Origin of the sequence: Paenibacillus sp. alder61 (assembly GCF_020179875.1) — a bacterium.
Lineage (GTDB): Bacteria > Bacillota > Bacilli > Paenibacillales > Paenibacillaceae > Fontibacillus > Fontibacillus faecis.
This window is the reverse complement of the sequence record NZ_JAIUDG010000025.1, coordinates 38,275-61,978: the sequence shown is the minus strand read 5'-3', so window position 1 is coordinate 61,978 and position 23,704 is coordinate 38,275. Positions and strand designations below refer to the sequence as shown.

General features: G+C 52.9%; 19 protein-coding genes and 1 tRNA gene. 5 read left to right on the top strand and 15 right to left on the bottom strand.

What is annotated here, in order from left to right; all coding sequences use genetic code 11:
* Positions 1-2: 2 nt before the first annotated feature.
* From LBW89_RS22755 to LBW89_RS22700, 12 genes are all read right to left on the bottom strand, one after another.
* Entirely contained in the window at positions 3-650 is a 648-nt protein-coding gene (locus LBW89_RS22755) for a bifunctional precorrin-2 dehydrogenase/sirohydrochlorin ferrochelatase (protein ID WP_148457270.1), read from the bottom strand.
* Between the two features lie 157 nt (positions 651-807).
* Positions 808-2,193, bottom strand: a complete 1,386-nt coding sequence (gene hemA, locus LBW89_RS22750; protein WP_148457267.1) for a glutamyl-tRNA reductase — start codon at positions 2,191-2,193, stop codon at positions 808-810.
* 211 nt (positions 2,194-2,404) lie between these two features.
* Positions 2,405-2,803 carry an adenosylmethionine decarboxylase gene (speD, locus tag LBW89_RS22745; RefSeq protein ID WP_148457265.1) on the bottom strand — a complete coding sequence of 133 codons (399 nt, stop codon included), beginning with the start codon at positions 2,801-2,803 and terminating at the stop codon, positions 2,405-2,407.
* A 335-nt stretch (positions 2,804-3,138) separates the two neighbouring features.
* Positions 3,139-3,726: a non-ribosomal peptide synthetase module gene (locus tag LBW89_RS22740; RefSeq protein WP_148457263.1), complete on the bottom strand. Its 588-nt coding sequence runs from the start codon at positions 3,724-3,726 to the stop codon at positions 3,139-3,141.
* Between the two features lie 217 nt (positions 3,727-3,943).
* Positions 3,944-4,555 carry a ribosome biogenesis GTP-binding protein YihA/YsxC gene (gene yihA, locus LBW89_RS22735; RefSeq protein ID WP_148457261.1) on the bottom strand — a complete coding sequence of 204 codons (612 nt, stop codon included), beginning with the start codon at positions 4,553-4,555 and terminating at the stop codon, positions 3,944-3,946.
* 14 nt (positions 4,556-4,569) lie between these two features.
* Complete coding sequence (gene lon, locus LBW89_RS22730) at positions 4,570-6,906, bottom strand: endopeptidase La (protein ID WP_148457260.1); 2,337 nt, start codon at positions 6,904-6,906, stop codon at positions 4,570-4,572.
* A 113-nt stretch (positions 6,907-7,019) separates the two neighbouring features.
* Entirely contained in the window at positions 7,020-8,738 is a 1,719-nt protein-coding gene (lonB, locus tag LBW89_RS22725) for an ATP-dependent protease LonB (RefSeq protein WP_148457258.1), read from the bottom strand.
* 149 nt (positions 8,739-8,887) lie between these two features.
* Positions 8,888-10,006, bottom strand: a complete 1,119-nt coding sequence (gene ispG / locus LBW89_RS22720; RefSeq protein WP_148457256.1) for a flavodoxin-dependent (E)-4-hydroxy-3-methylbut-2-enyl-diphosphate synthase — start codon at positions 10,004-10,006, stop codon at positions 8,888-8,890.
* Positions 10,007-10,160: 154 nt separating this feature from the next.
* Positions 10,161-11,417: an ATP-dependent protease ATP-binding subunit ClpX gene (gene clpX, locus LBW89_RS22715; protein WP_148457254.1), complete on the bottom strand. Its 1,257-nt coding sequence runs from the start codon at positions 11,415-11,417 to the stop codon at positions 10,161-10,163.
* 12 nt (positions 11,418-11,429) lie between these two features.
* Positions 11,430-12,020, bottom strand: a complete 591-nt coding sequence (clpP, locus tag LBW89_RS22710) for an ATP-dependent Clp endopeptidase proteolytic subunit ClpP (RefSeq protein ID WP_148457252.1) — start codon at positions 12,018-12,020, stop codon at positions 11,430-11,432.
* A 257-nt stretch (positions 12,021-12,277) separates the two neighbouring features.
* A complete protein-coding gene (gene tig / locus LBW89_RS22705) occupies positions 12,278-13,687 on the bottom strand; it encodes a trigger factor (RefSeq protein ID WP_148457250.1) in 1,410 nt (469 codons plus the stop codon).
* Positions 13,688-13,919: 232 nt separating this feature from the next.
* Positions 13,920-14,855, bottom strand: coding sequence for a hypothetical protein (locus tag LBW89_RS22700; protein ID WP_148457248.1), 936 nt, complete (start codon positions 14,853-14,855; stop codon positions 13,920-13,922).
* Positions 14,856-14,997: 142 nt separating this feature from the next.
* Between LBW89_RS22700 and LBW89_RS22695 the strand changes: the two genes are divergently transcribed.
* Positions 14,998-15,071 (top strand) — tRNA-Arg (locus LBW89_RS22695).
* A 1,345-nt stretch (positions 15,072-16,416) separates the two neighbouring features.
* On the opposite strand, the gene LBW89_RS22690 is transcribed toward LBW89_RS22695, so the two are convergent.
* Positions 16,417-18,675, bottom strand: coding sequence for an MFS transporter (locus tag LBW89_RS22690; protein WP_225040477.1), 2,259 nt, complete (start codon positions 18,673-18,675; stop codon positions 16,417-16,419).
* 197 nt (positions 18,676-18,872) lie between these two features.
* Here LBW89_RS22690 and LBW89_RS22685 point away from each other — a divergent pair, with 197 nt between their 5' ends.
* Together LBW89_RS22685 and LBW89_RS22680 are read left to right on the top strand one after the other, a co-directional pair.
* Positions 18,873-19,589 (top strand): response regulator transcription factor, encoded by a 717-nt coding sequence (locus LBW89_RS22685; protein WP_225040476.1) that lies wholly within the window; start codon positions 18,873-18,875, stop codon positions 19,587-19,589.
* Positions 19,579-20,676, top strand: coding sequence for a sensor histidine kinase (locus LBW89_RS22680; protein WP_225040474.1), 1,098 nt, complete (start codon positions 19,579-19,581; stop codon positions 20,674-20,676). Before LBW89_RS22685 ends, LBW89_RS22680 begins: the two co-directional genes overlap by 11 nt.
* 57 nt (positions 20,677-20,733) lie before the next feature.
* On the opposite strand, the gene LBW89_RS22675 is transcribed toward LBW89_RS22680, so the two are convergent.
* Together LBW89_RS22675 and LBW89_RS22670 are read right to left on the bottom strand one after the other, a co-directional pair.
* Positions 20,734-21,327, bottom strand: coding sequence for a GNAT family N-acetyltransferase (locus LBW89_RS22675; RefSeq protein ID WP_225040472.1), 594 nt, complete (start codon positions 21,325-21,327; stop codon positions 20,734-20,736).
* Positions 21,328-21,441: 114 nt separating this feature from the next.
* Positions 21,442-22,398, bottom strand: a complete 957-nt coding sequence (locus LBW89_RS22670) for an L-lactate dehydrogenase (RefSeq protein ID WP_225040470.1) — start codon at positions 22,396-22,398, stop codon at positions 21,442-21,444.
* A gap of 199 nt (positions 22,399-22,597) precedes the next feature.
* Here LBW89_RS22670 and LBW89_RS22665 point away from each other — a divergent pair, with 199 nt between their 5' ends.
* Both LBW89_RS22665 and LBW89_RS22660 read left to right on the top strand, forming a co-directional pair.
* Positions 22,598-23,179 carry a thioredoxin family protein gene (locus LBW89_RS22665; protein ID WP_225040468.1) on the top strand — a complete coding sequence of 194 codons (582 nt, stop codon included), beginning with the start codon at positions 22,598-22,600 and terminating at the stop codon, positions 23,177-23,179.
* Between the two features lie 2 nt (positions 23,180-23,181).
* Positions 23,182-23,685 (top strand): glutathione peroxidase, encoded by a 504-nt coding sequence (locus LBW89_RS22660; RefSeq protein ID WP_225040502.1) that lies wholly within the window; start codon positions 23,182-23,184, stop codon positions 23,683-23,685.
* Positions 23,686-23,704 lie beyond the last annotated feature (19 nt).

Genomic DNA, 23,704 nt, shown 5'->3' with positions numbered 1-23,704 from the left:
CTTCATTCCTCCCGGTATTCATCCATCCAAGCGATCCATTTATTTTCATTCCAAGCCTGAAAACGGCCCTCACGGATCGATGCAAGCACATCCATCTCCGCCAAGGCTTTAAAAAGCACGGCTCTGCGATGCGCGTCCGGCTCCCGCTCTTTGATCATTTTTCGGGCCGTACTTAAAAATTCCACATACGTTTCATAATCCTCGCCGAAATGCGCATCCAGGTCCCGGCTTAACTTTTTCGCCACCAGCGGGCCCGCCCCGGAGGTTGAAACGCATAATACCAACCCACCCCGCCGGACGACGCTCGGCGAAATAAAGGAGCCCTTTCCGCCTTCCCCCGCATGATTTACGGGAATTCCCAGGGCATGGGCCTCCGCGGTCACGGCGTCGTTGACCTCCGCTTGATCGGTTGCCGCAAAGACGAGAAAAGCGCCTTTCAGATCGCCTTCGCGATAACCGCGCCGCTCCCAGGTCAATCGGCCTTCCGCGATCCATTGCTCCAGCGGGGAAGTCGCCTCAGGGCTAATCAGCACGAGCTCCGCGCCCGCATCGATCAGGGAAGCCGTTTTTCGTTCGGCGACTGAGCCGCCGCCCACGATGACGCATCGGCGGTTTTCCAGGTTTATCATCAGCGGAACGTAGTATGTCATAAGGTAACCCTTCCTGAAGTTTCCGTATTGTGTATAGCATACTGTACCCTTTTGCATTTTTCCAGCGAACGGGTCGAAATACAGCAAGAAACCCCGAACCCTCGCAACGTTCCGGCAAATCCAACCGAAAGTCAAACTGAAGGCTCGGGGCATATTTTTACACGGATGCTTGTACCAGGGAGAGGGGAGGTGCAGCCGGCGCGGCCTCGTCTTCGGATAGCTTCATGACTTCCTTGGAGGCTCCGCTTTCAAGGCTTGACTCGTCCAACATTTTGATGTGTTCTTCCAGCGCGAATATCTGAGTAAACCAGTCGAGCGCCTCGGCTCCCTTCTCCTCGCCCGCCAGTTCCTTAATCCGGTTGATCGGATCATGCATCATCTGATTCACAATGCTCTTGGTCAATCGGCGAATCACTTTCCGCTGACGCTCATCCAGCTCCGGCAGTTTGTTGAACATGCTCTCCAGCGTCGTCTCGTGAATGGCGGAAGACTTCTCCTGCAAGGCTCGGATGACCGGCTTAACCCCTAAAGTTTGCAGCCAGTTTCCGAACGCCTCGATTTCCGCCTCGATCATTTCTTCAATCTTAACGGCTTCGCCCCGCCGCATTTCCAGATTGCTCTCCACGATTCCTTCGAGGTCATCGATATCATACAGAAAGACATGATCCAGTTCGCCGATAGACGGATCGATATCCCGGGGAACCGCAATATCGATCATGAACAGCGGCCGCTCCGGACGCTGCTGCATGCTCTTGGCCACCTGGGATTGAGTAATGACATATCCTTCGGCCCCGGTCGAGCTGATCAAAATATCGACCTCGGTCAGCCGGTTCATCGCTTCCTGCATCGAGCAAGGCGTGCCGTTGAACTTGGCCGCCAGCTCTTGCGCCCGTCCAAACGTGCGATTCGCGACGATAACCTCTTCCGCTCCCGCACCGCTCAGGTGTTTGGCCGTCAATTCGCTCATTTTGCCGGCGCCGAGAATCAGCACACGCTTCCCGGTAAAGCTGCCGAAGATTCGCTTTCCAAGCTCCACGGCCGCATAACTGACGGAAACGGCGCTTTCGCCGATCGAGGTTTCCGAGTGCGCGCGTTTGCTCAGGGTAACGGCCTGCTTAAACAGCATGTTAAACCACTTTCCGGTACCTTTCTCCCTTTGGGACAGCAAAAAAGCGCTCCGTACCTGCCCCAGGATTTGCGTTTCTCCCAACACCATGGAATCCAGGCCGCATGCGACTCTAAACAGATGGCGGATAGCTTGCTCATCTTCATACATATATAAATGTTTGGTAAACTCCTCGCGCGGAATGCCAAACCATTTCTCCATGAAACTTCGGATAAAATACCCGCACATATGCAGCCTGTCTACGACCACATATATTTCCGTGCGGTTGCAGGTTGCGATTATGACGCCTTCCAATACACTCTTGGTGCGTTTCAACTCCTGCAGCGCTTGTGGCATATCCTTATCCGCAAACGCAAAGCGTTCCCTTACTTCCACAGGCGCCGTCCGATAGTTTAACCCGACTACGACAATGTGCATTGCAAGTTCACCTGCCTTTTAGAAAGTTGTGACTGCATTTCCCTTAAACAAACTATGTTAATTATATCACAGAGGTAAGCGCAAACTTGGGGTTTTCCATGAGTTTTTTATGAATTATTTATGAAATGTAAAATTTTAATAAAATAAATAACCATGGAAATTCTTCCATGGTTATAATATCTTTCCCATTTTCTAAGTAAATATATCGGTCTTAAACCAACTCCGCTTGATTAACGACCGGAGTCACGACCTCTAGCTCGCCCAAACCGCGAATCAGTTTCTTCGCGTAGCATTTTTCCGGCTTTAATACGGAAACCAGGTAATCGATTGCCAGCTGCGGGTCTACAGTTTCGCCGCAAGTGTAACAATCAATCGCAGCGAATCCTCTCTCAGGATACGTATGAATCGAGAGATGGCTCTCCGACAGTAAAACAAGCACCGTGGCTCCTTGTGGTTCGAACTGTTTGGATTGCACGGACAGCACCGTGGCTCCGCAAGATTCGGCAGCTTCCACCATATGAGCTTGCAGCAGCTCTGCGTTGTTCAGTACCTCAAAATCGACTCCCCAAGTATCAACAGCAACGTGTCTTCCGAAAGTTGAATATTCCATCTTTCGGTTCCCCCTTCCTAGGAATAAAATGTTTGAAAAAATTTCATCCGCTAGGACCTACGTCATTCACTTCCCGAGGGAAAAATCTCTCGCAACATCTCCATGTCCTGAGTGAATCCTGGTTCCTATATTCTTTTCAACGAGATTAAAAATACCATCTATCGGAGACAAATGCAACACTTTTTTGACCACAGATAAATATTATTCTCCCCCCGGGCATTTGGTGCGGAAAAAAAGCAACGAAAAACCCGCGATTCAAGGTCTCCCCTTGGATCGCGGGCTGCATAGAAATTCATTGATGGGATGTTTAGTAGTTGGTAAACAAGGCCATAGGATCAGGCTTCCAGAACGAACAGACGGCGTGTATATCCCCGCAGTTCATCGTCGATTGCGGTTACCGAAGCGGCCTCTTTGGCGACGATACGCTGATCGAGCAGTGCATTGATGCGGGAATGAATGTTTTCGATCTCCCGTTCCACATCATTGTTCCGGTAAATTCTTTGAAGCTCGCCCAATGTATCTTTAAATTCATACACCAATTTGTAGGAATCGCGGGAAAACTCCACGATCTTGCGTACCCGGCCTTCTTGATAATAATACATCATCATGAATCCGTTATAAATTCTGGTAACCATACCCGAGCCCTTGAAGGCGGCGAACAGGAGTCTCATTACATTGGTCAAATGGGGTTTTTCCAAGCGGAAAGACAATTCACAGACATAGTAACCGTCTCTGCGGTCAAAAGGCAGATGGACTTCCTCTCCGCTGTCATCCTCCAGCACCACCTCTTGACTTCCGTTATCCAGCACCTTAACCCGCTGGCGGACGTGAGGATCATACACTTTGTGAATAAACTGCGACATCTGAACTTCCGACAAACGCAAACTGGCATTAACATACTCTGTGGCTAACCGCTGAGCCATAAAAATCTCCTCAATTCTTTTAACAATCCTTTAAAAATAATTATACACTACTCATTTAATCATTTGCTCAGCGATTAAAACGTGAAATCCTGCCATTTTTCAGAAAAAAACGGATTAAGCCGTTTTTAGCCGCAACAATCCCCCTGCATGCTCACTTTCCTGCCGATTGTTCTCCAAATCCCTTCTTGATCCATCGATTTAAGCAAATTTTACTAAATCATTTCTCGGGGGCGTCCAAGCTCTCCGGCATAGCAAACCGGGATATTTGGGACCACAGCTCGTCCCGGCCGATGCCTTCCTCGGAAGAAAACATGATGATCTGGTCGCCCGCGCGCATCACGAGCGCCTCCCGGATCACCTTCAGATGCTTCTGCCAGCGGGACTTTGGAATTTTATCGGCCTTCGTCGCCACCACGCAGACGGGCAGGTCATAATGTTTCAACCAGTCATACATCAGTTCGTCATCCTTGGACGGCGGGTGGCGCAAATCGATGACAAGCAGAACCAGCCGGAGCGTTTCCCGCTCCAGCAAATATTTTTCAATCATATTTCCCCAGACCTGACGCTGGGACTTGGACACCTTGGCATAGCCGTATCCGGGAAAATCGACAAAATACAGCTCGTTATTGATCCGGTAATAGTTCAAATGCTGGGTTTTCCCGGGAGTCGAGCTCGTCCGGGCCAGGTTCTTACGGTTGATCATTCGGTTGATCAGCGAGGACTTGCCCACGTTGGAACGCCCTGCCAGAGCGATCTCCGGCAAGGCGTCTTCAGGGTATTGCGCGGGTCCTACAGCGCTGATCACAAACTCTGCACTGGTTATTTTCATCGTTTCAATCCTCTCTAATGCACTTCCGGCTGCTCCACAAGCGCATGTTCCAGCACCTGGTCCATATGGGATACGGGTACGAATACCATGTCTTCCTTTACGCTGTCCGGGATGTCGCGCAAATCGCGCTCATTGTCCTTCGGCAGCAGGACCTTCTTGTACCCGGCGCGATGGGCGGCCAGCGATTTCTCCTTCAAACCGCCGATCGGCAATACGCGTCCGCGCAGCGTAATTTCTCCGGTCATCGCGATATCCTTCGATACATGCCGTCCCGTCAACGCAGAAATCAGCGCGGTTGCGATCGTAATGCCCGCGGACGGACCGTCTTTCGGGATCGCCCCTTCGGGAATGTGAATATGGATATCGTTCTTCTCATGGAAGTCGGGTGCGATCCCCAGCTCCGAAGCTTTGGAGCGCGTATAGCTGAAAGCCGCCTGGGCGGACTCTTTCATCACGTCGCCGAGCTTCCCGGTCAGCGTCAGTTTGCCGCTTCCGGGCACGACGGTCACCTCGATAACCAGCGTCTCGCCGCCAACTTCCGTCCAAGCGAGCCCAGTGACCGTACCGATTTGGTCTTCCAGCTCCGCTACGCCGTATCGGTATTTGGGCACGCCAAGATAGTCTTTAATCTCCTCGGGGCTGATCCGGATCTCCTGAAGCCCTTCGGATACGACTTTTTTCGCGGCTTTCCGGCATAATGCGGCAACCTGCTGCTCCAGATTCCGCACCCCCGATTCCCGGGTGTATTCCCGGATCGTGCGGAGAAGCGCCTCTTCCCCTATCTCCAGCTGTTCCTGCTCCAGACCATGCTCCCGTTTCTGCTTGGGCAGCAGGTAGCGGGTGGCGATCTGCAGCTTCTCCAATTCCGTATAGCCCGGAATATAGAGCATTTCCATCCGGTCCAGAAGCGGGCGCGGGATGTTATGGACCGCATTCGCGGTCGTTACGAACATGACGTTCGACAAATCGAAAGGAACCTCGATGAAATGATCGCTGAACGTGTTGTTCTGTTCGGGATCAAGCACCTCCAGCAGCGCCGACGAGGGATCTCCGCGGAAATCCGAGGCCATCTTGTCGATTTCGTCCAGCAAGAACACCGGATTCAACGTCCCGGCCGTCTTCATCCCCTGGATGATCCGTCCCGGCATCGCGCCCACGTAGGTCCGGCGGTGTCCGCGGATCTCCGCTTCATCGCGCACCCCGCCTAAAGAAATCCGCACGAATTCGCGTCCGAGCGATTTGGCGATCGAGCGGGCGAGCGAAGTCTTGCCCACCCCGGGCGGCCCCACGAGACAAAGGATCGGTCCCTTGAGCTTCTTCACCAGTTTCTGTACCGCCAAATACTCCAGAACGCGTTCTTTCGGTTTATCGAGCCCGTAATGATCTTCGTTCAGCACTTGCTCCGCCTTGGTCAAGTCCAGATCGTCCTCGGTCTTCTCGTTCCAAGGCAAACTCAGCAGCCAGTCCACATAATTGCGGATGACCCCGCCTTCAGCGGAACTGGCCGGCATTTTCTCGAGCCGGTCAATCTCCTTCTGCGTCTTCTCGCGGACTTTCTCCGGCAGGTTCTTCTCTTCGAGCAAAGCCCGCAATTCTTCGACTTCGCCGGCCCGTCCTTCCTTTTCGCCAAGTTCTTTCTGGATCGCCTTCATCTGTTCGCGCAGATAGTATTCCTTTTGGGTTTTCTCCATCTGCTTCTTGACGCGCTGGCTGATTTTGCGCTCCAGCTCCAATACTTCACGCTCGTTATTCAAAATGTCGAGCAATTTCTCCAGACGCTTTCGGACGTCGATCGTCTCCAAAATTTCCTGCTTATCTTTGATTTTGAGGGACAAGTGACTCGTAATGACGTCGGCCAGGCGGCCGGCTTCTTCAATGTCCGAAACCGCCGCAAGCGTCTCGGGGGTAACCTTCTTCGATAAATTGATATAATGTTCGAATTGGGTGAGTACCGTACGCATCAGCGCATCGACTTCCGGATCGGCCGTATCCTCTTCCGGCCGTTCCTTGGCCATCACCTCGTAATACTCTTCGTTATCCAAATATTCCACAATCTCGGCCCGTTCCATGCCTTCGACGAGCACCCGGATGGTGCCGTTCGGCAGTTTCAACATTTGCCGCACTTTCGCGACCGTGCCGATACGAAAAATGTCTTCCTGGGTCGGTTCTTCAATGTTCACTTCGGATTGAGAACAGAGGAGAATCAAATTGTCGTCGACCATCGCCTTCTCCAGCGCCTTCACCGACTTTTCCCGGCCTACGTCCAAATGAAGCACCATACTCGGGTAGACGAGAAGGCCGCGCAAAGGCAGCAAAGGAAAACGACGACCTCTGGATTTATGGGGTCCCATCGTTTTCGCACCTCCAAACGTTCTCGTTAAGATATCATTCCTATTTTAACAAATGTTACATGAAAACACCAATGAAGAGCGGCTGCCGTTTGGGCAGCCGCCAGGGAAACAACCTAGACCACACCGTTGGATGGCGGTGACTCGGCATGCAGAAACGGGGCCGGCGCCGGCAACGGCGCAAAAAGCTCTCCGCCCGACATAAAACCGAAATCCTTCTCCGCTTCGGGGCCGAAGACATGCCGGAACACTTCACCGACCGACTCGACGGGAATGACCCGCAACCCGTCCAGGCCTTCGAACAGAGTTTGCCAGTTATCTTTCGGAATAAGCACCGTGGTCGCCCCGGCCTGAAAAGCGGCCTCCACCTTGGCGACCACGCCGCCGACCGGCTTCACCTTGCCGTGGATGCCGATCTCCCCCGTCATGGCCACCCGGTGATCCACCGGGATCCGCTTGATCGCCGAAGCGATGGCCGTCGCGATCGCAAGCCCGGCGGAAGGCCCGTCAATCGGTGTCCCTCCGGGAAAGTTAATGTGCAAATCAAAGCCGGAAGGATCGATGCCGATCCGCTTCAGCACGGTCAGCACATTTTCGACCGAGCCTTTGGCCATGCTTTTGCGCCGAAGCGTGCGGCTGCCCCCGCCGATTTCTTCTTCGTCCACCACACCGGTGATGTTATAGGTACCTTTGCCGGGTTCAACCGGAACCGCCGTCGCTTCGATTTCCAGCAGCGTTCCCATATTGGCGCCGTAGACGGCAAGTCCGTTGACCACCCCGATTTCCGGCTGGGCCGGAATTTTCCGATCCGGACGCGGCACAAGCTGGCTGCTTGTAGCCACCCATTCCAGATCCGCGGCCAACAGATGATCCCTCTTCTCCGTCAAGGCCAGGCCAGCCGCCAATTGGACCATGTTCACCGCCTCACGGCCGTTGGTGGCGTATTTCTTGATCACCTCCACCGCTTCCGGACAAGGCTGAAACCCGATACGTTTGACGGCGTCGTCGGCGATCTGCGCGATCTCCTCCGGCAGCAGCGGCCGGAAATAGATCTCCATACATCGGGAACGCAGGGCGGGCGGAATCTCCTGAGGCGAACGCGTTGTCGCGCCCACGAGCCTGAAATCGGCCGGCAGGCCGTTTTGAAAAATATCATGAATATACGCGGGCGTCCCGGTATCCTCTGAGTTGTAATAGGCGCTCTCCAGGTAGACCTTACGGTCCTCCAGCACCTTCAGCAGCTTATTCATCTGAATCGAATGGAGTTCACCGATCTCATCGATGAACAGAATCCCTCCATGGGCTTTGGTGACGGCCCCGGGTTTCGGCTGGGGGATCCCGGCAACGCCCATCGCCCCGGCCCCTTGATAGATCGGATCATGCACCGATCCGATCAGCGGATCGGCAATCCCCCGTTCATCGAAGCGAGCAATCGTGGCGTCGATCTCCATAAATTTCGCGTCGGTTTTGAAAGGGGAAACCGGATTCTTCTTCGCCTCCTCCATGACGACGCGCGCCGCCGCGGTCTTGCCTACACCCGGTGGCCCGTAAATGATAACGTGCTGCGGATTAGCGCTGCACAGCGCCGCCTTCAAGGCGCGAAGACCATCCTTCTGGCCGACGATATCGTTCAGCGAGGCCGGACGCGTCCGCTCCGCCAGCGGCTTCGTCAACGAAATCGCCCGCAGCTTGCGCAGCTTTTCCATTTCCTTGCGCGATTCGCGGTCCACCGCCGTCCGGTTTCCCTTTTGACTGCGCAACTGGTTCCAGAAGTACAAGCCGATTACTACAGCAAAAAACATTTGAACGGACATCAGAATGACACTCAAATCCATGTCACAGAGCCTCCCCACTTTAACTGATACTTGGTAGTATAGCCCTTTCGCTCCATCATAAAACGACCATCACGGAAGAATCGTGTCTTTTTCGAAAAAAAAGCCGCGGGCTGTCGGTATGACAGCCCGCGGCTTCATGAAATCCAGACTTATTTCGCGCTAAGCGATCGATGTTCCTTGCGCCCCGGAATTTCACCGGTCGCCTCGTAAACCTCCACGATGTGGTCTATCTCTTTTTTCAGCTCGGACAGCAGATCGGCTTCAGGTACTTTGCGGATCATTTCTCCGTAACGGAACAACAATCCTTCCCCACGCGCGCCGGCGATGCCGATATCCGCCTCCCTGGCTTCGCCGGGACCATTCACCGCACACCCCAGTACCGAGACTTTGATCGGTACTTTCAGGTTCGCAATGTAGTCTTCCACCTCATTTGCGATCGAGAACAGATCGATGTCCAGCCGACCGCAGGTCGGGCAGGATACGAGCGTGGCCGCGTTGGTGATCAAGCCGAATGTTTTCAGCAATTCACGCGCCACCTTGACCTCTTCCACCGGGTCGGCGCTAAGCGAAATCCGCACGGTCGAGCCGATCCCCATCGAGAGCAGCGCCCCGATCCCAGCCGCACTCTTCACGGTACCGGAGAAGAGCGTGCCAGCTTCGGTAATGCCCAGATGGAGCGGATAAGGAATGACTTCCGCCGCCTTGGTATAAGCCGCGATCGCCATCGGCACGTCCGATGCCTTCAGCGAGACGATGATATCGTGAAAGTCCAGCTCTTCGAGAATTCCGATATGGAACAGGGCGCTTTCCACCATCGCTTCCGGCGTCGGGTACCCGTACTTCTCCAGAAGATGGTTCTCCAGAGAGCCTGCGTTTACGCCGATCCGAATCGGAATCCCCTTCTCCTTGCAGGCCTTAACGACGGCTTCGACCTTCTCTCGCCGGCCGATGTTCCCGGGATTGATCCGTACCTTGTCAATCCCGTTCTCGATCGCCAGCAAGGCCAGCTTGTAATTAAAATGGATATCGGCCACAAGCGGGATGTGAATCTGTTTCTTGATTTCCTTGATGGCCGCGGCCGCTTCTTCGTTATTCACCGTCACGCGAACCAGTTGGCAGCCGGCTTCCTCCAAACGGTGGATTTCGGCAACCGTCGCGGCGACGTCCGCCGTTTTGGTCGTACACATACTCTGAATAATGACTTCATTACTTCCGCCGATCGTCAGATTACCCACCTTCACCGGTCGCGTATCTTGTCTTAAGAACATATTCTGGCCTCCCCTCATAAAGCAAATCTCACTGTGCTTTGAATTCGATCACAGCTTTCGAAAAAAGTCCGTTAAAGGCAAAGAAGGCCCCAAAGGGCCATTCCTGCAGTTGTCGAACTACTTATCTATAACGGGCGCGATTTCGGCTAACGCCTTATGCGCTCTCTTCCTGTTTCTTGTTCTTGCTGCCTTCCAGTTCCGGCGAAGTTTTCTCGAGTACGACTTTCTCGGTGATGACGCAGTCGGTAATGTCGTCGCGGGACGGCACTTCATACATCACGTCCAGCATAATGCCTTCGATGATCGCGCGGAGTCCGCGAGCTCCCGTATTCCGCTTGATCGCTTCGCGCGCAATGGCTTCCAGCGCCTTCGGTTCAAACTGAAGGTTGACATTGTCAAGCTCAAGCAGTTTCTGGTATTGCTTCACGAGCGCATTCTTCGGCTCGGCCAGAATGCGGACCAATGTCTTCTCATCCAGCGGCTCTAAGGTCGAAATAACCGGCAAACGTCCTACGAATTCCGGAATCAAACCGAATTTCAAGAGATCCTCCGGCAAGACCATCGAAAGATATTCGCCCGGTTTCAGATCCTTTTGCCCGTCGTTGGCCGTGTTAAAGCCAATGACCTTCTTGCCGATCCGGCGTTTGATCATTTGCTCGAGACCGTCAAAGGCACCGCCGCAAATGAACAAAATGTTCGTCGTATCGATTTGAATGAACTCCTGATGCGGATGTTTACGGCCGCCTTGCGGCGGTACAGAAGCAACGGTGCCCTCAAGAATTTTCAAGAGCGCCTGCTGTACGCCTTCCCCGGAAACGTCGCGCGTAATGGACGGGTTCTCGGATTTGCGCGCCACTTTATCGATTTCGTCGATATAAATAATGCCGCGTTCCGCCTTCTCCACATCATAATCCGCCGCCTGGATCAGTTTAAGCAGAATGTTCTCCACATCCTCGCCCACGTACCCGGCTTCCGTAAGCGAAGTGGCATCGGCAATCGCAAACGGAACGTTAAGGATTTTCGCCATGGTTTGCGCGAGGAGCGTTTTGCCCGAACCGGTCGGCCCCAAGAGAAGGATATTACTCTTCTGCAGCTCGACATCATCGTTCTTGCTCTGCGAATTCACCCGCTTGTAATGGTTGTAAACCGCCACGGAGAGCGACTTCTTCGCCTGCTCTTGACCGATAACGTACTGATCCAAAATATCGCGGATTTCCATCGGTTTCGGAATTTCCTTCAGATCGAGCTCTTCCTCATGTCCGAGCTCTTCCTCCACAATCTCCGTGCACAATTCAATACATTCGTCACATATATAAACGCCCGGTCCGGCAACCAGCTTGCGGACCTGTTCCTGCGATTTGCCGCAGAACGAGCATTTTAGTTGGCCTTTTTCATCGTTGAATTTAAACATGTAAACACCCCTTTATGGTTTAATGGGCTTGTTGATGACCTGGTCGATGATCCCATAGGCCTTAGCCTCTTCCGCGCTCATAAAGAAATCACGGTCCGTGTCGCGCTGGATTTTCTCAAGGGGTTGACCCGTCCGATCCACATAGATTTGGTTCAGCTTCTCCCGTGTCTTGATAATCCATTCGGCATGGATTTTGATATCCGCCGCTTGCCCTTGAACTCCTCCGAGCGGTTGATGAATCATCACTTCGCTGTTCGGAAGCGCAAAGCGCTTGCCCGGAGCGCCTGCCGTCAGCAAAAGCGAGCCCATGCTGGCCGCCATGCCCACGCAGATCGTTGACACATCGGGTTTAATGTACTGCATCGTATCATATATACCCATCCCCGCAGTGACAGAACCACCCGGAGAGTTGATGTACAGATGGATGTCTTTATCGGGATCCTCGGCTGCCAAGAACAACAGTTGGGCTATCACGAGATTGGCTACGTCATCGTCAATCGCGTTGCTTAAGAAAATAATGCGATCCTTGAGCAGTCTAGAGTAAATATCGTAAGACCGTTCTCCCCGGTTTGTTTGTTCCACGACCATAGGTACCAGACTCATGTGACCAACCTCTTTTCTTTATCAAATTTCCTTCGCCCCAGACTATTTTATCACGTTCAAAGGCGCATGTCATTTTTCACCCAATACAGTTTATGTGCTTGAATTTACAATATATAACCGAAAGGGATTTCCTATTCCCCGGGTGGAAATAATTGTCTGGCTAAAAGATGAAAAATTAAGGCACGCATTAAGTTATACGTGCCTTAGCATTTGCCTTGTGGTGTATGATCATGTAGTTCCTTGCGGGCAAGGACTTATTATTCTTCGTTTTGTTCTTCCGCCGCGGAATCATCCGCCTTGGCCGCTTTCTTCGTTGACTTCTTAGCCGGCTTTTCGGCTTCCTCGGATTTCTCCGTTTTTTTCGCAAATTGCTCGGCAGGAACTTCCTTCGCGTTCTCGGTCAGGAACTCGATCGTCTTGCGAAGAAGAACTTCTTCTTTCAAGCCGCCCAGCGAACCGTTCGCAGCAAGGATGTTGCGGATTTCTTCAGGCGTGCGTTTGTAAGCGTCGGCCATATCCTGAAGTTCCTTATTGATTTCCTCTTCCGTCGCTTCGATCTTCTCGGCTTTAGCGATTTGCTCAAGAACCAGGTTGTTGCGAACGCGCTTCTCGGCATCGTTCTTCATTTGTTCTCTCAGATCTTCAACCGTTTGGCCGGAGAAACCGAGGAACATGTCCAAGTTCATGCCTTGCGCGCGAAGACGGTTGTCGAAATCGCGTACCATGTTCTCAACTTCGCTGTCGATCATAGCTTGCGGGATTTCCACTTCAGCATTCTCGCCGACTTGATCAACGAGAATTCTTTCGCGCTCGGCGGAGCCTTCTTTTTCCTTGCGGGATTCCAATTGTTTCTTCAGATCCGCTTTATACTCGTCCAAAGTATCGAATTCACTTACGTCTTTGGCAAACTCGTCGTCCAATTCAGGAAGCTGTTTGCGTTTGATTTCGTGAACTTTCACTTTAAATACCGCTTCTTTACCCGCCAATTCTTCGGCATGGTAAGTTTCAGGGAAGGTAACGGTTACGTCCTTAAAGTCGCCTGTAGCCAGCCCCACAACCTGATCTTCGAAGCCAGGGATGAAGGTATTGCTGCCCAGTTCAAGGGAATAGCGCTCGGCTTTGCCGCCTTCGAACGGAACGCCGTCCACGGAGCCGTCAAAGTCGATGACAACGGTATCACCGTTTTGTGCGGCTTCTTCGTCGATCACGACGAGCTCGGCATGGCGTTCTTGCATGCGGGTAAGCTCTTCATTCAACTCTTCTTCGCTAACTTCGATGTTCGCAGCAGGAACTTCGATACCTTTATATTCGCCAAGCTTCACTTCAGGCTTCACGGTTACTTTAGCTTTAAACTTGAAAGGTTGTCCCTTAGCAAATTGCTCAACGTCCACTTCCGGGCGGTCTACCGGGAAAATCTCCGTTTGATCAACCGCTTCAGTATAAACTTCAGGAAGCAAAATATCGATGGCGTCTTGGTACAAGCTTTCCACACCGAAACGGGCCTCAAAAATCGACCGAGGCACTTTACCTTTACGGAATCCAGGTACGTTTATTTTTTTGACTACTTTTTGAAAAGCTTTATCCAGTGCAGCGGCAACGCGTTCCGCTTCCACTTCGACCTCGAGAACGCCGAGGTTCTTCTCTATTTTTTCCCAAGTTGCTTTCATTTTATGCTTTCCCCTCCAAATTTCACTTATACTGAATACTGAAACCGAATCGCGCGATAAAGCAGCTATCTTGGTTCCAGTATAGCTGTCTTAGTCCACGTTCGAGAATAACCACTATATTATAAACAACAATACAGCTTTTTACAAGAGCCGTTAGTAGTTTCCCCTCACGTTCCCAGGTTTACCGGTATTTAGGCACTGCCTTGTATACATAACTTTTCAAAATAACTTCTTATTTTTGTCCCGCGTTTGCGAACTGTCGCATGGATCGGCAGGCTTGCTCGAAACGCAGCCGCAAACTATCGGTGATGCCGTACAAACTTCGAATTTCCTCTTCATGAATTCCGCCGGGCAAACTGTCCGCGACCATTTGATGGAGGGCGGCGGCCCAAATATCGATCATGCTGTCCTCATCGCTTAATAGCGACCTGTAATCCATCGTCCCGTAGATCGCCATAATAAACTGCGTCCAAAGCTCCTGGGCAAAATAAAACAGCGTCGGATCATGAACCTGGGTCTGATCGCCGACGCGTTCCAGAACCTGCTGAACCGGGGATGGAAATTCCTCCGGTTTGATCGGGACGGCTTCGATTTCGATCTCCACCTTCTCCCCAAAGCGAAAAAACGAAACGACCCCGTGAGTACCGCGGCGTTTTAAGATCTGCATTACCCGGTATTGAAGCAGCGGATGCAGTTCATTCCGGGTCAGCCAGTCGATCAGCGCCTCGTCCACTTCCGGCCGGTCCAGGTAAGCCAGCTGTTCCAGAGCAAGAAACGTCTGCTCCGACATCGGCTTTTCGGTAACGGCCCGCAGCAGCTTGTCGGCATATTCGTGATCCTCGGCCAACTTGGCCTCGACATGCCGTCGGGCAATAATATCCTCGCCCTCCTCCTCATCCTCCGGTAGCCCCGTATGATCCATCGCTTCGTTCTGCAGCATGGGAAACGCGTCCGTGAGCCAATTCAGCAGGTTGCTCCATTCCGCGTATTGCCTGTCGTCCTGGCCCTGGCACTGCAACAAAAAACGCAATAGCTCCGCCGCCTCGCCGTATCGCTCGGTCTCCAGCATTCTAGTCAGTTCAATCTGATAAAAATCCAGGGTTTTGGGAAACAAGACCACGTTGTCCTTCTTGTTGTTCGTGTTGCTGATATGGGCACCTCCTTTCATCCGGTCTAATTTATTGAGATTATAGCATAGAGATGAAAGAAGGCAAAAATCACCCTCCCTTTCGGCAATTTCAAATCACCCTATTGCGCAAACTAAGTCGCCATGATATAATCTTTTTTGCTTCTGTTTTTTATATTACCATGTCCCAGTAGCTCAGCTGGATAGAGCAACGGCCTTCTAAGCCGTCGGTCGGGGGTTCGAATCCCTCCTGGGACGTATAGGAAACCAGTCCATGACATGGACTGGTTTTTTTCGTCCTAAGGGGATGAGAACCCCCATTGGGGTTCGTCGGAGCGAGACGCCACGCGGTTTAGCGGGGATGGGCGAGCGGAGTCTCGCGCCGGAGCGCGAGTACCCCTCCTGGGACGAAAAAAACCAGCCCATATCGGCTGGTTTTTTTCGTCCCAAGGGGATGAGACCCCTTGGTGGGGGTTCGTCGGAGCAAGAACTTCTGCGGTTAGCGGGGATGGGCAGTAAGCCCATTTGGAAGAAATCGACGGCAGGGAATTGAGTAAAATTCATGCTCGTGAGCTTTCCGATCGTTTGGCAAACTGGGTCCGGCAATCGCGGCTTCTCTGACCGCCGGCCAACATAACGGTCATTTGGACCGCTATTTCGGCCTGATTTGGCTCCACGGGCAAAATAAAGGTCAAAAAGGAGCTTATTTACCTTTGCAGCCCCCCAAATCAGGGTTTAAGCTACTGGCGTTGCATTAAACCTAACATGGTGCTGCCGATCCGCAATCTTTCTTGCCGCCTGTTATGATAGCGGCGTTTTGGGCCGTTATTTTGACCCAATTTGCGTTTTCGGGAAAAATAGCGGCCAAAAAGGACCTTATTTCACTGATGCAGGTCCAAAAATCAGGTTTTGGTCCGCTTTTCCATAAAATAGGGCCCCAAATGACCGCTATTTCTCACCGAAGAGACAAATTCGACAAAATAACGCCGAAAATGACCGTTATCCTCTCGCCCGGCTTCAAAGGGAGGCGACTACAGCCATTAGACCCTTCGGGTTAATGCAACGCCAGTGGTGTAAAAGACGCTTATCAACCTCCCCTGTGCCAGGGCGACACGGAAAACACCGTCTTAATCACGCTCCTCGATCACATTCAGCAACTGACCGAGCGAGTTAAGGTTCTGTAACGGCAACTCGGTCAAAACAGCAGCGGAGCCGCCTTCGAGTGACGGGTTCCGCAAACCAACCAATCCTCGTCAACCCGGCTGGACGCATCGCGCCCCCCAAGGGACATCAAGGGCATACCTTGAAAATGAACTGAACATTCGGACGCAGTTCTAGTCCACACTCTTGAGACATGTTCAAACTGTAACGCCTCGCGGAGTAAGGTAGTAGCTCACGGTTACGTTCGCCGCGAGGTGTTCGATTTACCGTTACTCCAATAGGATTGTGACGGAATATCGGACCGAACAATAATATTGTCCGCATTGCCAAACACAAGGGCATGCCGGGCTCCCTGAACATGTCAGTGACCGGTACAGTACGGCTTAGTCGGCCCCCCCTTATCCGATCCCGTGAGTTCCCGTAACCGTTTCTCCGTTACCCGCTAAGGATTGCGGATGCCGATATCGCGAATCAACACGGTCCCCCGGGACGATTGATCGAAAACGAAGGAGATTTTGTTCAGACGTTCCGGTTGAAAATTCGGATTGGCCGCCCTCAAATCCGCCATCCCTATTGAAAAATTTTGAAAAACCGGTTCTTTGGTCGGCACAGCTTTCGCAAACGGCCGTTTAACGATGTTGCTCTCAAACATCGGCAGCAGGGTTCCGCCGCTGCTTAACGGGACGGATGCAACGTTCCCGTACCCGTCTTCAATCTGAACGCTCAGATCGGTTAATCCTGCGGAATCGGAGTCCTTTTTACCATCGTCCGCGTCAGCCATGGAAAAAACAAAGGCGCTGTCGCCATCCGCCGCCGGCCCGTGCTCCGGCAGCACGATCGTATAGGTCGGGACGCCGGATACCTCTGCGCTATCCCACTCAAGACGCAAGGCGCTATTATACAGGTCGGGGGCAAACTTCATTTTCACTTTTTCTTCTCTCCATGTTTTCAGATAAGCTCCGATCGCTTGCCCGCCGGGAAACGTCGTGGAACCGAGATCGAAATCTTCGCCGAAACCGGCAATGATCGTCGTATCGGCGTCCAGATAGTTGGCGATATACATCGTGTCCGGCAGCCAATTCAGGGCATAGCCGAGATCCTGGAATACAGCCCGGTACTCGCTTTTACCGTTCAATGTCGCTTCGAGGAATGCGGAGATCAGCGTTTTTCCGGCCTGAAGCTGTTCTTCTTGCGGCATTAGCTGGGCCGTATTGTACAGTTTGTTGCCGAGTCCCGGAGCGTCCTTTCTTCCCCAAACGGTGTTGAATTGCCCGTGATTGGCCCCGTATATATAAACCGATGCCTTGAAGTAGTCGCCGCTGCCCGTAAAACCGGTCCGGCTGTACTGACTCGCTCCGTCAAATGAGGAGACATCCATGTCGTGGGCTCCCTGCAGTGCCAGATAGTTCGTATCATGCAGACGTGTCGGATGTCCGGCCGGTTTGTACTGTCCATCCGTACCGGCGATTGAAATAACGGACCGGATGCCGAAACGATAGTTGAATTTCATATTTCCGTCTTCCGGATATGCCGGAAGTTTGTTCAACGCCGCAGCGAGGGCGACCGCTTCGCCTCCCCGGGAGTGACCGATCAGGGCGATTCGGCTCATATCCGCCTTGCCGTAAAACGGATTTCCCTTCGTCTTGGTCCACTTGTCCCACACCTTCAGATGCTCCAGCAGCAGCAAGGCTCTGGCCGGATTCTCCTTCTCCGGCGTGCTGAACGCGAACCAATCGTCAAACAGCGAGGTATTCAAAAAATTTTCGTCGACGGAAACGAAAATATAGCCGCGGCTCGCCAGCAATTCGCCCAGATAAGCGTAGCCGGGATCCGAATATTCGGTCGCCGTGTGATTACCGTGGACGGCGATCACGAGCGGAAAAGGCCCTTCCCCCCGCGGATACCATATCGTACCGTTCAGGGGCATCCGCTCGGGCCCGAAGCCGAACGTCTTTGTCCGGGTGGACGACCATTTGTCCACGAAAGCCGAGCCGTCTACCTGTTCGGTTACTAGCGAATCGGGCCGGTTGAACTCCTCGCGGTAGCTATTCTTACTGCCGTAGGTAAGCGTAAGTACAGGGTACGCCCCCTGTTCGGCCGGGTTTTCCATCGTAACAGGGTAGCGGTCCGCCGGCTTTACAACCGACAATCGGTACGGCTTGGCCGCATCCCCGCTCTCTCTCCCGTCATCCAGAAGCCAATACCCGCCGATGCCGACAAAAATCAGCAGCGCAGCCCCCAACCCTGCGACACCCGTTTTGACCGCGAGTCCCGCTTCCCGGTACGCCCCCGCCCTCCACCGAAAAACAAGCGCCCCCACCGCGGAACTAGCGATAGTAATCGTGAGCGCCACGAGTACCATCAATGGCACCGGGCCGATGAACGTCAGGAATATGAGGACGAATGAAACGGAGGCCAGCCAGAAATAGCGCGAAGGCATCCGCTTTGCCAAGTGAAAGACCGCGGCCAGTACGCCGGTCGCGAGCACGACCGCAATAAGAAACAGCAGCGTCCCCAGCAAAAAATCGCCGGGGCCTCGCGAACCCAGCAGAAGATATCCCTGGGTGAAGTATGCGATAACTGCGACTGCCCCTAACAAGAGGGAGGCTCCCTTCCACCCCGGAGAAAGCGGCGCGGCTTTTAACTTTTTCACCGCCCGCCGACGCACCTCTACCTCAGCATCCCGTAATTTTTGTTCCATCTGATAATCCCTTCTCCCTGTTTCATGGTTAAACGCTTTATATATCCACAGGTTAAATTATAAAACCCTTCGCTTTCCCCCCACTTTCCCATTTCTTACATTATCCTTACAACACGGCGGGAGACGAAGGAAATCGGTAAAATGAGACCGAACTACAACAGCTATAGAAGATTCCAGGGAAGGACGGAGGGTCAAAAATGCGTAAAACGATTCTGTTGGTCGATGATGACGAGGATATCGCCGGGTTGCTCCGATTGTTTTTGGAACAGGAGTACGAGATTCTGGAGGCGCATGACGGTCAGGCGGCCACAGAGTTATTCTCCCGGACCGATGTGGACCTGGCCGTTATCGATATCATGATGCCGCGGCTCGACGGCTTTCAGTTGCTGCAGTGGCTTCGCGAACGATCGAAGCTGCCGGTCATCATCCTGTCGGCGAAGAACGAGGATTTCGACAAGATCGCCGGGCTGGGACTTGGGGCCGACGATTTTATCGCCAAACCGTTTAATCCCTTGGAGGTGGTGGCGCGTATCCGCGCTCAGCTGCGCCGAACCTATGAGTTTAACGAAATCCCGGTGACCCCCGAAGAAGTAACGGAAACGCGGGTCGGTGATCTGTCGCTGCATCACGATTCCTGTATGCTCTACAAACGCGGAAAGCCCATCGCGCTCAGTGCGCTCGAATACCGCCTCCTGAAGTTGTTTATGGCAAGCCCGGGCCGCATTTATACGAAAAAGCAAATCTTTGAACGAGCGTGGGCCGATGAGTACATCGCCGACGATAATGCCATTATGGTGCAGATCAGCCGCTTACGGGATAAAATTGAGGATTCTCCGCGCGAACCGGTTTATTTGAAAACGGTGCGGGGGCTCGGCTATCGTTTCGCCAAAAAGGAGGAGCTACATGCGAAGTAAACCGACGATATTCCGTACCCTTGTCCGGAATTATATTTTCTTTTCGCTAACGGTCGGGGCAAGCGTCGCATCCCTGCTGATTTATTTTGTGGAAAGGACGGACCGGTTGGCGGAATCCGGTAGCGGGACGAGCGCGGAAACGCTGGCTCTGTTCTGGAAGACGCTCGCGGAGACGGGATTGCTGTTCCTGGTGCTGTTTGGGATCAACGTTTTTCTTTACAGCCGCCTGACTGCTGTCAAGCTGACGAACCCGCTCGGCGACATCGTCGCGGGGATCCGCAGCATAGCGGGCGGGCATTATCATGAGCGGCTGCGTTTCGAAGCTGAATACGAGTTGGCGCAGATCCAGGAAAGCTTTAATGCGATGGCGGAAAAGCTCGAGAAGGCGGAGAAAGAAAAACGTCTGCTGGAGGAGAGCCGACGGCAGATGCTCGTCGACATATCCCATGATTTGCGGACGCCGATTACGACGATCCAAGGGTATGCCAAAGCGCTTCAGCTCGGCATCATTGCAGATGAGGAGAAGAAGCAACGCACGATCAAGCTGATCTGTGACAAGACGTACTTGGTTGCCAAGCTGATTGAAGACGTGTTCGAGTTATCGAAGCTGGAAGCTCCCGACTATCCGGTAGCGAAGGAGCCGACCGACACCGCCGAATTTCTCCGGGAAATCGCCGTCACCTTTTACGATGCGTTTGAAGAAAAAGGATTTGTGTTTGACACGGAAATTCCCTCCGGCGAAGTCATTGCGGAGTTCAACACCACGCTGCTGTACCGGGCCGTATCCAACCTGCTGGGGAATGCGCTGAAATACAATCCGCCGGGAACCCGTGTCCTCATCGGACTGGAAGATCACGGCGAGACTGTCCATATCGAGGTCGCCGACGACGGCATAGGCATTCCCGGGCCGTTGAGGGACAAGGTGTTCAACACCTTTGTTCGCGGAAACGCGGCCAGAACCAGCGACGGCGGCACGGGCCTGGGTCTGGCCATCGCAAGACAAATCGCGGAAAAGCACGGAGGTTCCATCTCGCTGGACGGAGATCAGGACGCTACACGCTTTGTGCTGGTGATTCCGAAAAAGTAATGGTCAAGGGATCAAGCATGTTCAGCAGCGTTAAACTCCTTGGGGATAGACTCGTCTCTACCCCTTCCCCCGCTTCATATATATGCGCTCGTTAAATCCCGCCAGTTTGGGGAACAGCCGCTGTTTTTTCCGTTTGATCTCGGTGTACCCCAGTTTTTCATACAGTCGATAGGCGCTGGTGTTCGTATCCACCACTTCTAGGATAAACTCGTCATAATCGAGCTCGGCGATCAGGTGGTTGTTGAGCAACGTGGCGATCCCGCGTCCTCTGGCCTCCCGGGCGGTGGCCACCGACTCGAAGTAGCACTGGTGGTCGTTGAAATCGAGCGGTTTGCCCAACTCCCCATGCAGCACCTTGTAGATTAAAGAACCTTTAATCCGGCCGAATTCTTTTTGAAATATTTGTTTATCGAACGAGAACGCCCGGGCCAGGTTCGTGGAATAAGCAAAAATGCCGAGAACCTTGCCGTTTTCCACCGCCGTATAAAACTGATCGCCGACGAAAGCATGCCTGAGCGCTCGGGTCAGCCTGGTCTGGTCTTTGGACATGAACTGTAGCGAACGTAAAAAAGCGTCCGTAAAAATTTCAACCGCCTGGTCCCGTCCGGATGCGTCGAGATCCGCCAACTTTTTAATAGAAAGGGATTCCATTCCTCTCTCTCCTTTTCGCGTGTTCGTCATATCTCCACTATATTTCAAGACATGACGGAGAAGAACAGGCTGGAGCAGGAAGTGCCCTCGTTCCCAAGGCTTAAGGCCGCGTCTTTACTTCCGGCCGGCCAGTCCTTGAATGGCGTTCTTGATGATCGAGCAGGATTCGTTGAATTTATGCTGTTCCTCCGCATTCAGGTTCAGCTCTACGACCTCTTGGATTCCGCCTTCGCCGATGATGGCCGGAACCCCGGCGCATACGCCGGTTTGGCCGTACTCTCCCTCCAAGATGGCGGAGATCGCGATGATTTTATGCTCGTCGTTTAAAATGGAGCGAACGATGTAAGCGAGCGCGTTGCCGATTCCGAACTGCGTGTTGCCTTTCCGGGTAAAAATCTCCCATCCCGCATCCTTCGTTTTTCGCGCGATCTCTTTCAGATCGACCCCTTGAAAACGTTCCTTATGCTGCTCCAAAATTTGCAGAATCGGCTTGCCCCCGATCGTAACATGCGACCAGGCCACGAATTGAGAGTCTCCGTGCTCGCCGAGCGCATAGCCCTGAACGCTGCGCGGGTCGATGGAGAAAACATCGGACAACAGCGTTTTTAACCGCGCGGAATCCAGGGAGGTTCCCGTGCCGATCACTTTATTCCGGGGCAGCCCGGACACTTCCCGTACGATGTGCGTCACCACATCCACCGGATTCGCGGCTACGACAAATATGCCGTCAAAGCCGCTGCCCATAATCCGATTGACGATCCCGGACGTAATTTGCTCCGCCGCCTCCAGAACATCCAGCCTGGATTGGCCCGGTTTCGGATTGGCCCCCGCCGTCAAGACGACGACATCGACATCGCGGCAGTCTTCCAAATCGCCTGCATAAACTTTCGTTCGGGTCGACGTGAAATCCATACAGTGCGATAAATCAAGCGCCTGGGCTACCGCACGGTCATACGTTCTGTCCACCATCATGATCTCATCGCATATCGACTGATTGATCATGGAATAAGCGCAGGCCGCGCCGACAAGCCCGGAACCCACGATGGTAACTTTTCTTGTTTTTCTGGCCATCTCTCCATCTCCATTCCCTGCCAGTTTTGATCTGCCTAAATTATAACCGTAACCTCCATTTGCAATCCAATGATTTACTTTCTGTTTTTTTGCACTTTTACGTCATTGTCGTGAGAATTTTGATTTGTGTCAAAATTGAGATTAGCCTGTGACATCGGTTACTATGGAAGGGACACTATTTCTAAGGGAGGAAACGCATATGAGCTTTACGTTAGCGATTGGTGAAAAAGCCCCGAACTTTCGGCTTCCGGCCACGGACGGCAAGGAATACGCATTGGAGAGCTTCGCAGCTTCCCCTTATTTGGTTGTTTTTTTCACGTGCAACCACTGTCCTTTTGTGATCGGATCCGACGAAGTTACGAGAAAAACCGCCGAAGCCTTCAGGGAAAAAGGGGTTATGTTTGTGGGGATCAATTCCAACAGCGAGCAGACGCATCCGAATGACTCTTTTGAGCATATGGTGCAGCGTATGAACGAGCACCGCTTCCCTTGGGTTTATTTGCGCGATAAGGAACAAACGGCCGCCAAAGCTTACGGGGCCCTCCGGACCCCTCATTTCTACGTATTCGACTCCGAACGCCGGCTCGTCTATACGGGACGGGGCGTGGACAATCCCCGGGAAACGGACAAAATGACCGTCAATGATTTGGAACGGGCCCTTACGGAATTAACGAATCATCAGCCGATTTCGGTACCGTTGACCAACCCGATCGGCTGCAATGTGAAATGGGAAGGACAGGATGCCCACTGGATGCCGGCGGACGCCTGTGATTTGGTGTAATGATGCGCTTATACGATTTCGAAGTAACGACGATCTACGGACGGAAAACCACGCTGGAACCCTATCAAGGACAGGTCCTGCTGATTGTGAACACCGCCAGCGCCTGCGGACTTACGCCCCACTACAAGGGACTTCAAGAGCTTTATTCAAAGTATAGAGATCAGGACTTCAGCGTACTCGGTTTTCCCTGCAATCAGTTTGCCGGACAGGAACCGGGGACCGAAGAGGAGATTAAGAGCTTCTGCGAACTGAACTACCAAGTGACTTTCCCGATGTTCGGCAAAATCGAGGTGAAGGGCGAAGGAGCCCATCCGCTGTACAAGTATCTTGTGCAGCATGTCCCCGAACCTTACCGCACCGGGGAGATCGAATGGAATTTCGTCAAATTCCTGATCGACCGCAGCGGAAATATCGTTAGACAGTACAGCGCCCGAACGGAACCCGCGGAAATGGAGCCGGATATCCGGGGACTGCTCGCCGCTCCGTCGGCAAGCGTTGAACCTTAAGCCATTACTCCGCGGCAGG

Excerpts from the sequence above, each read along its gene's own strand:
- LBW89_RS22755 (WP_148457270.1), bottom strand. The coding sequence starts at position 650 with ATGACATACTACGTTCCGCTGATGATAAACCTGGAAAACCGCCGATGC.
- hemA (WP_148457267.1), bottom strand. The coding sequence starts at position 2,193 with ATGCACATTGTCGTAGTCGGGTTAAACTATCGGACGGCGCCTGTGGAA.
- speD (WP_148457265.1), bottom strand. The coding sequence starts at position 2,803 with ATGGAATATTCAACTTTCGGAAGACACGTTGCTGTTGATACTTGGGGA.
- LBW89_RS22740 (WP_148457263.1), bottom strand. The coding sequence starts at position 3,726 with ATGGCTCAGCGGTTAGCCACAGAGTATGTTAATGCCAGTTTGCGTTTG.
- yihA (WP_148457261.1), bottom strand. The coding sequence starts at position 4,555 with ATGAAAATAACCAGTGCAGAGTTTGTGATCAGCGCTGTAGGACCCGCG.
- lon (WP_148457260.1), bottom strand. The coding sequence starts at position 6,906 with ATGGGACCCCATAAATCCAGAGGTCGTCGTTTTCCTTTGCTGCCTTTG.
- lonB (WP_148457258.1), bottom strand. The coding sequence starts at position 8,738 with ATGGATTTGAGTGTCATTCTGATGTCCGTTCAAATGTTTTTTGCTGTA.
- ispG (WP_148457256.1), bottom strand. The coding sequence starts at position 10,006 with ATGTTCTTAAGACAAGATACGCGACCGGTGAAGGTGGGTAATCTGACG.
- clpX (WP_148457254.1), bottom strand. The coding sequence starts at position 11,417 with ATGTTTAAATTCAACGATGAAAAAGGCCAACTAAAATGCTCGTTCTGC.
- clpP (WP_148457252.1), bottom strand. The coding sequence starts at position 12,020 with ATGAGTCTGGTACCTATGGTCGTGGAACAAACAAACCGGGGAGAACGG.
- tig (WP_148457250.1), bottom strand. The coding sequence starts at position 13,687 with ATGAAAGCAACTTGGGAAAAAATAGAGAAGAACCTCGGCGTTCTCGAG.
- LBW89_RS22700 (WP_148457248.1), bottom strand. The coding sequence starts at position 14,855 with ATGAAAGGAGGTGCCCATATCAGCAACACGAACAACAAGAAGGACAAC.
- LBW89_RS22690 (WP_225040477.1), bottom strand. The coding sequence starts at position 18,675 with ATGGAACAAAAATTACGGGATGCTGAGGTAGAGGTGCGTCGGCGGGCG.
- LBW89_RS22685 (WP_225040476.1), top strand. The coding sequence starts at position 18,873 with ATGCGTAAAACGATTCTGTTGGTCGATGATGACGAGGATATCGCCGGG.
- LBW89_RS22680 (WP_225040474.1), top strand. The coding sequence starts at position 19,579 with ATGCGAAGTAAACCGACGATATTCCGTACCCTTGTCCGGAATTATATT.
- LBW89_RS22675 (WP_225040472.1), bottom strand. The coding sequence starts at position 21,327 with ATGGAATCCCTTTCTATTAAAAAGTTGGCGGATCTCGACGCATCCGGA.
- LBW89_RS22670 (WP_225040470.1), bottom strand. The coding sequence starts at position 22,398 with ATGGCCAGAAAAACAAGAAAAGTTACCATCGTGGGTTCCGGGCTTGTC.
- LBW89_RS22665 (WP_225040468.1), top strand. The coding sequence starts at position 22,598 with ATGAGCTTTACGTTAGCGATTGGTGAAAAAGCCCCGAACTTTCGGCTT.
- LBW89_RS22660 (WP_225040502.1), top strand. The coding sequence starts at position 23,182 with ATGCGCTTATACGATTTCGAAGTAACGACGATCTACGGACGGAAAACC.